The following is a 12,443-nucleotide window of genomic DNA, read 5'->3' as shown; positions in this document are numbered from 1 at the left end:
TGCAAACTATTTGACAGATCAATTTTCTTGTGCAAAAATGAACTTAATTTGCTTGAGTGGAGGATTGATTAATGAATAATATTAAAAAAATTCGCAAGATGCTGAATATGTCGCAGGAGGAGTTCGGCAAACGCATTGGCCTTTCCCGTGCCACGGTCGGTCGTATTGAAAGCGAAGAAGCTCGACCGACAGAACGAACAATTGTTACGATTTGCTCCGTTTTTCATATCCGACGAGATTACTTACTCTATGGAAAAGAGCCTATTTGGGAAAAATCACAAGGCGGATATGGTGTTACGGAATCTTTACTGATCAGACTTCAACAAAAACATCATCTTACTACGTCCGATATCCGTTTGATCCAGGCTTTCATTGATTTATCACCCCAAGACCGTATATCAATCGTCAAATTCATGGAAATGTTCAGCGAAAAAAAATGACTATCTTTCTTCCTCCTCAATGTTTTATACGTATACAAAAAGCACAGGACTCCTCCTGTGCTTTTACTAACGTTCTTCTTCCTCTTCATAGCGATTGAATGCTATATCAATATCAGGTTCGCGATTATCCGATTCTCTTTCAAGCTTTACTTCAACCCCAAGTTCATCACATCGTGTTCTAAATACCTCGTAGTCAACATCGTTTAAAAAGTAATCTTTTCTAATCGGGTGCTTCATTTCAATATCAACATAATTGATAGCCTCTAAAGACGCTTCCTGAAGCGTTTTACTCGAAGGGTCAGGCTCATAGAACAACTCATTGGATTCGTCTGATATTATTTTTTTTAATTCTGGAATGCACCAGCCACCATCTTTTTTATCATAATTTTCAAATGCGCAATTGAAATCAAAAAGTGAATGAATTCTCAAAAGTTTACCTGTATCATTATCTCTGAAAAATCCCCAATTACCATCGTGATTATCACTGTTCCCAATCAGATAGGTCATGATATTCATAGTATAGTAACCTGTGGTATCAATTTTTTTCACTTCATTAATAATGTTATCCACATCATCAATTCCTTTACGCTTGCAAGCTGCAATAAAATGGCGATATGGCACAATGGAACGATCTTCGTTAGTCATGCACTTACACATGCTGACGCGATGGCCATCAAAACAAGCGAGCTCATACGAAACATGATCAACGCCGAAGCAATCCAGAATCTTGCTGGCGTTTACCTCCCTTATCGTTTCATTGCCTTCGATGTCATCAGCTTTATACATAATGATCTGATCATCCACACGATTCCATGCTTTGGCGTATCTTCCATTTGTCGTAATATCCGGCATACGACTGTATAAATCCTTATTTCTGAGTGTCAAGCTCCTGCCAAGTAACGAAACAGATACAAAAGCGTTAGAAAAAGAATTTGAAAATAAATTTACATCTTTCCATGAAACCTTCTCGTCTTCTTTTTTCACCCAATAACTATCTTGCAGTGAAAGACAACGGTATAGCCGTGAAATTCTTGCTTTATCCTCTGTAGACTGGCTCTGAGTTAACCCGAGTTCATTGAGTATTCGCTTTGCATATCTTCGGTCAATTGACAATACCCGTTCGGCACACCAGGCGTCAAAAGAATTGATATTCGAGATCCTTTGTTTAATGGTGCCATGGAAATCTGAAAGACTTAGATTTAAAGGCATTAATGCTTGATTAAAAATAAAAATATCGCCCGTTTCCTGATCGATTTCGCAGACTCTATGAGCTTTACATAACAATTGCATCCTCAATTTTCACTCTTAACGCTCCGGTTCTTCCTCTGCTGCTTTAGTTGGCAGTTCTTTTGCAAGTCGATCATAACCATTTAAGATAAAGGCTTTAATTGTGTCGTAATGTACGTTCATTCCTACTAATTCAAAAGCTTCATCAATCATTGATTCCGATAATTCAGGTAAATAATATGTACTGTTTGTCTGATCCAGTAAATCTAAAAAATCGTTGATAAAAAGATCATTTTTCCTCTTTATGGATACCTGCGAAGGATAGCCATTGGCAATAAGGGCCAGATTATTATCAAAATTAGGGGCCATTTTTAAATATAAGCCAGTGTCTGAATCCCTCAAAAAGCCATAATTGTGTGTGTGGCGGTCAAAATTGAAAAACAACGCATCACATGCCAGAATATCTAAATACTCCTGCGCCAATTCAGGGCTTAATGCGTGGATCGCAGTATAATTGGTAAAATAATCCACCTCTTCCCCGACTAAACTAAAAGCCGGTTCAAAATCATACTTTGCATTTTCTGTAAAGTCCAAAGTCTTCGTGCCGCTTTCCCACGGTTCAAAATAGGCCATGTCAAAACCAAGCATACTGCCCATTTCAAATATAAAAAGCTCTGAAAAAGTTTGAAACGCATTACTCAGTTTATACAGCCACCATTCCTGATTCTCCAGTTTCCAGCACTTTTCAAAGCTGCCGATATTGGTCAGTTCTGGACTCCTGCTGGTGAGAATTTCCGGATGATTGATCCGCTCAATGCTGTCCGGATCACCTTTAAGAGCAAGGTTATCAAAATAATTCACTGAAAATCGGACATCTTTGTATTTCAGACTCTCTTCTGCTGTTTGCTTGATCCACCAGTTATCGGTAATCGTAGCGGCATTGACTTTAAGGGCGACTTCGCAATCATCCGCTGCAGAAAGGCGCAAAATGCGCTTGATTAGCCTGGAATGTGGGCGATGGGCATCAATTGCCCGACTTGCTATCCATGTTTCTAAAGAGCCGTTTCGCTTCAAATATAACGGTAACAGCCCTTGGTTGATGATCTCCAATTCGTTATTTTTTATATCCGCCACTACGGTGTCTTTGTGCATTAATAAACCATTTAATTGCATAGCTTTAGCCTTTCGTATTTATTTCATTCAGATAAAAAGCTTTATTCTTCTAAGTCATATAAACTTTTGTGTCCACATAGGTTTCTTTACGATATTTTATCGCTCGAAATCATCCTGTTCCCCACTGTAAGCAATGTCTTCAGATACATCATCATGACAGTTGCTCACTGATACAAAAATTTTATGGTCATTCACGACTTCAGTCAACGACGCCACCCTCCGTTTCAAGGCTGAGCAGAGGGCATCACAACGTGCATCGTCGATGAATATCGACCCACGCATAAGCTCCCGCAGTTGTTCGTCTATACCGTCAAGTGCTTTCAGGTCGAGCCAGTCAAAAGAAGATACCAGCTTAATCTGTTCCTCATGTCGGTTCTTAAAGGGCTTGCTATTTATTTTCGACTGACCAATTAAAGCTATAGGCTTATCAAACCAAAGAGATGTACCGCTATCAAATATCGGTGCAGCTCCTTGGTATTCCAGCGTCTCCGCATTGCGAACCACACCGAAGTTATTCTGATGCCGGTCTTCATTCGCAATTAGATAGTCCAGCACAATCATTCGGTCAAGGGCTTCTTTTACACCTGAAATGTTTAGTGCATCACAGCAATTCAAATAGTGCTGATAAACGGAAACATGATTTTCCTTTTGCTGTGTCTGCATGATGTACCATGCAGAAATCAACTCTGTCTGTGGTGTGATAAAATCTATGCATACACTATAGGGATAATCATCCTGAATCATCAGTGTATAAGGTACATGCGGAATACCCAATCGCTCCATAATATAGCTTGCCAGCACCTCATTATATGGCTCTTGCTGAGTAGCGCCGCTGCCACCTTTAATCAGACAGCGTTTTTCATCGATGATTTTCCATTTCTTTTTCAACCACCCATCCGAGGTATTATCAGGCGACATCAAGCTGATTTTATCACTGGACGAGCCTTTTCCGAACAAAATATTGCCTACGTCATCTGAGAAGTCATTTTGAAAAAAATTTACAGATTCCCAACTTATTCCAGAATCGACAGGGCATATCCAATATTGATCCGACAATGACAACCCAAGGCATTTATCAAGAAGCTTTTGTGTCGAAGTGACATTTAGTTCGATTAATGCACTTTTAATACCATCACGACTGGCTGGAATCGCTCTGCTTTTCCACCATTCATTGAGTGCAGCACGGTCAACTTTTCCTTTTTTCACTGCTATGCCCACCGGCACATGTTCCGGTGTGTATATTTCGCCAATGGCAGAAATTGTCCCAGATGCATTATCCAGGACGATCTCTGCAACTGGTGTGTTTTTATGCATAAGAGTATATCCTTGATAATAATCATTTGCCATATTCCTCACCTCCAATCGTCATTTTTTATAGTATTTGTTCGTTTTATCCGTATCGTTGTGCCTATATATCTGATTTACACGATTATTTCTATACTCATCTTTTTCTGTACTAAAATTTTACCATTTTAATCAAGACTTTACAACGTTAACGCTCTTCTTCACTATCTTCAATACTGGAAAATCTTATGTCTTCTATCTCTTTATTATTTACCTCATTATCAAAGAGTTCAATCATTACTTCCTTTAACCGCTCATTTTTTTCCTCAAGTTCCTCCTCATAACCAAAAGGTGTATCCAGTAACTGACTGGCATCCTCAATTTGCTTTTCAAGGCTAACCATTGCGTCATTAATTTCCTTTTTTTGATCAACAAAAAAATCATCAACTTTGTCCAGGGCTGTAATTGCAGCAGCTGCGCTTCGGCCAAAGTCGTATTTATAAAATGATCCATGTTTTGTTCGGATCGTCATTTCCCGTTTTTCGGCCTCAAAATCGTACTTCACATAAATATCCAGACCACAATACTCCGCAATCTTCTTTTCCAGCTGCCCCACGCCTAAAAGCTCATAATGCGCTTTTTGAAAGGCTTTTCCGGCTTCCTCAGGATTAAAGTAATCATGGCCATTCACATTCAGTTTAAATTTGCTGCCCATTGACACTTTCTGTTCCAGAAAAAGGCCGTGGTCACGCTCGATATTTTTCTGTCGTGCGGTTAAAGCTGTCTGGCGTTTAGGATAAACCTTTGCCAGATTATGCTCCATTTCATACTTTTGATTCCGGTATGCTGCTTTCATTGTGTTCAGTTCGGTCAGCCGGATCTCCAGCTCCATTTTTTCTTTTACTAAAGGGTTGCTGGTAGCCAGGGCTTTTATTTCTGCATAATTCAATGTCTGGAGATCAACATCTTCAATGCTCCGGGCCGGTGAACGGCTCGTCATGATCTGGCTGATGAATTGTTGTTTCTGCTCAATGACCTGCCAGCTGTACGCGTCAAAGGTGCCCTCCGTGATATAGCGGTATACGTTCACTTCCTCATATTGATTTCCCTGTCGGACAATGCGCCCTTCCTGCTGTTCCAAATCCGCTGGCCGCCACGGACAATCCGCATGGTGCAGCGCAATTAATTTGTCCTGCGCATTCATCCCGGCGCCCATTTTTTCGGTACTTCCCATCAGTACCCGAACGTCAGCTTTTCGCACTTTTTTAAATAATGCTGTTTTCTGTTTATCGGTGCCTGCATCATGAATAAAGGCGATTTCTTTTTCGGGTATCCCCAAACGTATGAGTTTACTTTTAATATCATCATACACATTGAAGTGATCCGGTTTTGGTGTCGACAAATCACAAAACACGAGTTGTGCGCCATCCGTTTCAGACCAGATTTTAAAGACATTTTGTGCAATGGCCTGGGCTTTGCTGTACTCATCTTCAGGAAGATCGGGATCGAAGAGACGGATATCGAGCGCTGCCTTTCTGCCATCCGAAGTAATTTTTAAGAAATTATCCTCGGAACGGTCCACTGCACCGGCATGGACGCGATCCGCACGCGCTCCAAGGGATTCGACTAAAGCCTTTTGCGCCGGTGATGGTTTTAAAACGATGTTTTCAAAGTGTACCATCGGCACCGGCAGATTCAGCATATCTGGCGTTTTAATATCCGCGCTGTTCTTAAAAAAGGAAATCAGCTCAGGCAGGTTGTTATATTTTCCGAGACGCGATTTCATCCGGAAGTTATTTCCACCCTGCGGCGCCAGCTCCATTTTTGTGACTTTTTCGGTAAAGACCGATGCCCAGCTGTCAAAGGATTCCATCCTCAGTTCACGCAGCAGATCTGCCTGTAAATAGCGCATCATGGTGTGTAATTCAGAGATCGAATTGCTGACGGGTGTGCCTGTCAGAAAAGTGATCCCCCGGCCGCCGGTTATCTCATCCATATACTGACACTTCATGAGCATATCTGAGGCACGCTTTGAATCGGTCTGGTTAATACCTGCGACATCGCCCATTTTGCTGTAGGTAAACAGGTTTTTGTACCGCTGCGCCTCATCCACTACCAATGCATCAATGCCCAGCTGCTCAAAGTTAATGACCTGATCCTTTTTACTTTGATCGGTCAGCTTTTTCAGACTTGCTTCTACTCTTTTCCGGGCAGCGATTAGTTGCTTTTTCGTGTATTGGTTCTCTGAAAAATCTATCTCAAGATCAATGGCGTCGATCTGTTCGTTTAGTAACCTTTCCTGACGCTCAAAGGAAACCGGTATTTTTTCAAATTGGCTTTGTCCGATAATGACCGCATCCCAATTGCCCGTTGCGATTTTTGAGCAAAAGACTTTGCGATTAATCGGTTGAAAATCTTTTTTGGTGGATACCAGGATTCGTGAAGCCGGATAAGCGCGCATAAATTCGATTGACCATTGCTCGATCAGGTGATTTGGAACCACAAACAGCGCCTTGTGCGTCAGACCTAACCGGTGACTTTCCATGATGCCGACAATGCTGGCCAGCGTTTTACCAGCTCCGACGCAATGAAAAACGCCTGTATTCTCCCCATAAATGATCCGTGCCGCAACATCTAATTGATTTTGCCGAAGCATAATATCTGGATTGAGTCCAACACAAGGCAAATTGCTGCCATCATACTCCCTTGGCCGATTATTATTAAAAAGTTGGTTATACGTATTGACCAGATCCTCGCGCCGATCAAAGTCCTCATAAATCCAGTCCTTAAAAGCTTCACGGATTAGCTTCTGCTTATTATTGGCGAGTACCGTTTCATCCTGGTTTACAACCCTTTTATTGTCTACCAGGTCATAGATTTTGGCGTCTTTCAGGTTCATACAGGACTCGAAAAGGTAATAGGCGTTGACGCGTTCGGTACCATAGGTGCGCAGGGAGAGAATATTTCCAAAATCTAAATTCTTTCCGAGTATTTGCCAGCTGCCTGTTTCCTCAGAGTAGAACAATTCAATCTTTTCTTTGATCCGTTCCGCAGGCTGTAAAAGCTCAAACAGAAACTGTTCATAATACTTTTTATCAACCCAGGTACTCCCCATCACGATGGAAATTTCCGATGCCTTTAATGGCTCCGGCATGACCTTTTTTAAGGCTTCCACATTTTCCAGGTATGTTTCTTCTCCCTTTTCAACGGCTGCCTGAGCTGCTGAAAGCTTTTGACGAATATTTCCGGATAAATAGGCATCCGCACTTTCCCAGGCATCACTTTCAGGATTCTTAAAAATGAATCCCTTTAATCCGCTTTGCAGGGTTCCTTCATCCTCACCGGTCAGCTGCTGCATATATTCAAAATCGACACCGCCCTTTTCTGCTAGTGAGATGGATAAAGCGTCCACTGGATTGTCCGCGTGATCAATTTCTTGTTTTTTGCGGATGGTAATCTTTGAAAAAATATCAGCTTTTCTTAAAAAATTGCCCTCGCCGTCATTGACTTCCAATGACAGCAGCATCGGGTAAGTGCAGTCCTCGGAAAAAGCCAGCTTATTTGCCTGACGACCGATTCTGCCGTATTTCTTGGCGAAATGATCATAAATCCGATTCAGCTCATTCTGGTATTCTTTGATAAGCCTGGGGCTTTCACCCGAGACTTCTGCGTCGATCAACCGGTATACTGCGTCGCGTACTTCAATCAGGTGCTCGATCCGTTCGGCTTTTGTGCCGGTTACCTCCTGCTCGATCAGAACAGAATTGTTTCGATAATAGATGCTGCCGTTCACCATCGTATAGGTGAAATTTCTTACATCTGGGGTCGCTGGAATGACGTCCTGATCTTGGGTCGCTTCTGCCATTGTCCGGTTTTCATAGATATTTCGGTGCGAAACAGCCATATCAAAAATAACATCACGCACATTCTGAATGGTATCGCTGCCCTTAGCTGCCTGGCAAGCAAGCTCCGAGCCATACGGCCCTGAGATTTCCACCATTTCACCGACGACATACTCTGGGTGGTCAACAAAATAGGCATTATACTTCAGTCCGTTTTCATCTTCTTTGAGATCAATCCAGTCAATGGCATTCAAATCACGCATACTTTCCAGTTTCTGGAAAAAGAGCACATCCGCGGTTACTTTCGTATTTGCGCCGGAAAAGGCATTGTTCGGTAAGCGTACCGCGCCGATCAGCTCCGCCCGTCTCGCAATATATTGACGAACACTGCTGTTCTGCTTATCCATTGTTCCCTTGCTGGTGATGAATGCAATGATGCCGCCTGGACGTACCAGATCGAGTGTTTTGGCAATAAAATAATCGTGTATCTGAAAATTCAGTTTATCGTATTTGGTGTCTGCTACTTTGTAGTTTCCGAATGGCACATTTCCAATGGCCAGGTCAAAGAAATTGATCGGATAATGTGTATTTTCAAAGCCGTTTATGGTAATCTCTGCCTTCGGATATAGTGCTTTGGCCATGCGGCCGCTCAGCTCATCCAACTCCACACCGTAGACTTTGGATTCACGCAATGCCATGGGCATTGTGCCAATAAAACGGCCTGTTCCACATGCGGGTTCCAGCACGTTCCCAATCGAGAAACCAAAAAGCTGAACGGCCTCATACATGGCTGAGATAATCCCCGGATCGGTATAGTGGGCATTTAGAATGGAGCCCTCAGCTGCTGCATACTCACTCGGTGAGAGCATACTTTTCAGTGCTTCTTTTTCTTCCTTCCAGGTCTGTTTCCGGTGATCAAAAATATCCGCAAGGCCGCCCCATCCAACGTAAGCATTGATCACGGCTTTTTCATCATCATCTGCCATTCGGCCTTCGGCTTCAATCTGCTTCAGCATTTGTATGGCTGCGATGTTTTTTCGGATGCGCTCGGTGGGATTAAAATGCGAATCGCCAGTATCTGGCCCGATGATGAAATTCTCACCTTGCTGCGGAGTAACATCGCTCTGGCGATTCTGGGGTTCATCATTGCTTCCACCCTGGGATACCTCAAATTTTGGCGTCCATCCTGTCTCTTGTGGAGATTCCTCAGTATTTTCTTTTTTTTGATCAAAAGAAAATGCCGCTCTGTCGGTTGCCGATTCTTCTTCCGCATCCTCCGGGATTATTTCCGCTTCGGTAAAGCCAATGGTGACCTTCTCGGTCGCTTTGCCTTGACAGATGTCGTCTGCCAGTTCATAAAAAGCTTGGCGAAAAGCGTTTCGGTATTTTATCCAGGACAGGGCTGCTACATCAGCATTGGCTGTTTGAGCGTAATCCTGTTGCGCCCTGTTCATCAGGTTTGACAGTTCGCCACGATCATCCATATCCTGTTTCCCTGGCTGGTGGTGTTGCATCATGATTTCAAGGCTTTCAAAGGTCGTGCAGTTCTCTAAGCCCCAGGTTCTCATAAAGCGACGAATGGGATGCGTCGGGCTATCGCGCTCCTCCTTGATTTCCCCTGGCTCTGTGGGCAACTTGGAGATCTCCGCTGCATTAGAAAATGCTGCTTCGTCCGTTTCCTGTCCTTCCTCCGCATCCTCCGGGATGACCTCTGCCTCGGTAAAATCAATGGTGACTTCCTCGCCTTCCCGGTTGACCACCCTCTTAACCGGTTGGTATCCTTGCTCGGATATGTTATCCAGCCAGGAGGAAGAAAATTGTTGAAGGGAATGAACTAAGCCCTCGTTGATCTCTCCTTCTTCGATCACAGATTGATAGATACCTAAACCACCGTTTTCATAGGTCAATGGCACTAATGCTTTTTTTTCGACATCGAAAAGATAAACAATTTCCGGGTCTGTGACCAGATCCCCGTTTTGGCGATAATAGTGGGTCATGACAAAAGTATTGTATGAAGTATCGTATGCAATTTTTTCGAGTACCAATGGCATAAAAGCATCGTTTTCGGTCTCCCGGCGCTCATATAAGCAGTCATTATCCAGAAATTCCGGAAAAAGGCTCTGGAACTGATCAAATAGTGTTTTTGCCTGCCCGTTTGTTTGCCCATACTTGTCGATCAATTCAGTATGCAGCGCCTGTTCAGCCGCTCTTTCATCTTTGATTTCCTCAATAACCTGGCTGAGTTCTTCTTTGATCGCCTCAATATCGGTTTCCGGATCGGGTGTTTCGAACCTCTCTGCGGGTTGATCATACTCTCCGTGGTTTTCATCTGAATTCCCGGCTGGCTCCTGTTGCTCCGTTGGCTCTGCTGGCATGACTGACCGCTGCGGCTCAGGTGTCTGAAAAAGATTGTGCTCAATTAAGTAACGGATACGTTTGGCCACCTGTCGATAATTAATGTTAAGTTCTATCTTCTGGCCGTTCGGCAATCTTTTGGCGATTTCAATTCCTTTTGATGGTGCGTAATGAATATTTTCAATCGTTTTACGACCAAATGTTCCACCTTCGCCATATTCTTTTGCTAAAAAAGCACTATCATCTTTAGCATCTTTTTTATGCTGACTAAAATGATTGTAAATTCTTTTAAAACTACCTTCGACATTTCCTCCTTCTTTTAAAGCATAGTCAACTTCGTCCTGAGTAATGAAATTTTCATAAAGGAGGCTTACCTTTTCTGTTTTTTGAATCTCTTTGGGATCTTTTAATAGATCTTCAAGTTCCGCCATTATCGATTCTGGCGTATATACCAGTCTAGATCGAAGTTTAATCTCACCTGTTTTAATTTTATCTATATCGCTTTTTAGAACAGCCAGTAGTTGATTCACGCCTTGGGGTGAACTAAGCATCTTTTCAAAATATACAAAATGCTCTGGCGCACCAGAATACGGAGCAAGATCGTTAAATATATCTTTATGCATATCTGCTATGGTATCTCTGAAAACAAAATAGATTTCTTCACCGATCCTTTTAAGCTCATGCTGACGAATGGCATCAACTTCCTCAGAAGATAAATATGCTCCAGTGCGTATGAGACGGTCTGTTCTCGATGCAATTTCTGTCCATGTCAGGGTCTTCATGGGATTTTCAACAGCTGACGGAAAGTAGGATAGTCTCAAACCGTTGGAGTCATACCATGCACATAGTTTTTTGCCGTCAAATTGAAATCCCTGTCCGGCTATTCCAATTTTATCTTCTAAAAAAGCAGCAAAATCGTTGATAGAGTGCCCTTTTTGCCAGTAAGCGGCAATCTCAAGTCGACGGTCAGCTGCACCTCTTCCGCCGCCAGCGCTCATCAGAACACGATTGATTAACGCGTCTGTCATCAAGCCTTCGGATATGTCGGCTGCTTTTGGGGCCTCTGTGGCCAACGTCCCCCGCTGCTCCTCGATGCTCGGCAGCGGCTCAAACAGTGTGAGCTGTTTCTGATCCGGTTTTCCATGCACTTCGACTTCTACCGGCACACCTGGCGTAATTTCCTCCAGTGTATTTTCTTCTTTTTGATCTTCGACGTCCGGTTCATGAACCGGCGGGTTTGTTTCAGATTCGGCCTGCGGTATTTCTTCTGCTTCTGTCGTTTTTTCCGCTTCATCTCTGCGGTGCTTTATGGCCAGCTTGTTGCTTTCTTTTTCGACAAATTGGAGAATACTCTGGGCATAATCTGTGTAGATGTTCCCAAAATTGATTAAAGCGCTCTTACTGGTTAATAAAGAAACTTCTTTGAATTCCTCTCTGCTGATATAAGCTCTGGGATCTAAGCCGCACCGGCCAATCATCAAGTAGGCGGCTGAAGCTACGATCAAGGCACTTAGGCAGCTGCTTTGATCGTTTTTTTCTTTTTTCGATAGTTCTGACCCCTTAAGCGCAGTGCTATCCACCAATTCATCTACATCCTCCTGATCCGATACAGTGGCGGCCGTTACATAGTAAAAAACATCTTCAATAGCAGATTCATTCGGCACTTCGATGCCCGTGGCATTGACAATGGCGTCAGCAATCATGGCATAGTCTTCCGTTTTTTCAACTTGCCATGGATGGACTTCGTGTCCTCCGTACCACGATCGTTCGGTATCGCTTCGATCATAAACGTAACGCAGCTTTTGATTTGAATCTGTTTTCTCCGTAAAAACCGCAATTCCGGTGCTATTTTTTTTCACATAGCGTCCCATTTTTTTGTTCCAGAATGCAATATCCGCGACTGCCGTCGCATCAGGACGCTGCGCAGCGATCATCAGCTGTTCTTTAAACGAATATTTATAGATTCCCTGCGATGCGTCTAAAAACTGCATCCACTCCTCTGGGCTCTCAATTACTTTTTTGCATATGTCATTGTAAATCTCTAGCGCTTCATAGTATTTCAACTCTACACCTCTCTAAAATAAAAAAACACCACATTTCTGTGGTGTTGGCTCATTCAGTA

The 12,443-nt window shown here is 43.0% G+C and carries 5 protein-coding genes; 1 reads left to right on the top strand and 4 read right to left on the bottom strand.

The window, feature by feature from the left end; genetic code table 11:
• Positions 1 to 71 precede the first annotated feature (71 nt).
• Positions 72 to 440, top strand: coding sequence for a helix-turn-helix transcriptional regulator (locus B2M23_RS16490; RefSeq protein ID WP_013380218.1), 369 nt, complete (start codon positions 72 to 74; stop codon positions 438 to 440).
• A 66-nt stretch (positions 441 to 506) separates the two neighbouring features.
• Here B2M23_RS16490 and B2M23_RS16485 read toward each other — a convergent pair whose 3' ends face one another.
• The 4 genes from B2M23_RS16485 to B2M23_RS16470 form a co-directional block, all read right to left on the bottom strand.
• Positions 507 to 1,724: a HipA domain-containing protein gene (locus tag B2M23_RS16485; RefSeq protein WP_123876052.1), complete on the bottom strand. Its 1,218-nt coding sequence runs from the start codon at positions 1,722 to 1,724 to the stop codon at positions 507 to 509.
• 21 nt (positions 1,725 to 1,745) lie between these two features.
• Positions 1,746 to 2,840, bottom strand: a complete 1,095-nt coding sequence (locus tag B2M23_RS16480; RefSeq protein WP_013380216.1) for a hypothetical protein — start codon at positions 2,838 to 2,840, stop codon at positions 1,746 to 1,748.
• Between the two features lie 96 nt (positions 2,841 to 2,936).
• Positions 2,937 to 4,187 carry a HipA domain-containing protein gene (locus B2M23_RS16475; protein WP_013380215.1) on the bottom strand — a complete coding sequence of 417 codons (1,251 nt, stop codon included), beginning with the start codon at positions 4,185 to 4,187 and terminating at the stop codon, positions 2,937 to 2,939.
• 145 nt (positions 4,188 to 4,332) lie between these two features.
• Positions 4,333 to 12,384 (bottom strand): helicase-like domain-containing protein, encoded by an 8,052-nt coding sequence (locus tag B2M23_RS16470; RefSeq protein ID WP_052237238.1) that lies wholly within the window; start codon positions 12,382 to 12,384, stop codon positions 4,333 to 4,335.
• Between the last annotated feature and the right edge of the window lie 59 nt (positions 12,385 to 12,443).

The sequence above is a fragment of the Eubacterium limosum genome (assembly GCF_000807675.2).
Taxonomy (GTDB): Bacteria; Bacillota; Clostridia; order Eubacteriales; family Eubacteriaceae; genus Eubacterium; species Eubacterium limosum.
The sequence above is the reverse complement of the archived record's forward strand: the minus strand, read 5'-3'. Positions and strand labels throughout refer to the sequence as shown.

Coding starts and splice junctions, on each gene's coding strand:
- B2M23_RS16490 (WP_013380218.1), top strand. CDS start 72: ATGAATAATATTAAAAAAATTCGCAAGATGCTGAATATGTCGCAGGAG.
- B2M23_RS16480 (WP_013380216.1), bottom strand. CDS start 2,840: ATGCAATTAAATGGTTTATTAATGCACAAAGACACCGTAGTGGCGGAT.
- B2M23_RS16475 (WP_013380215.1), bottom strand. CDS start 4,187: ATGGCAAATGATTATTATCAAGGATATACTCTTATGCATAAAAACACA.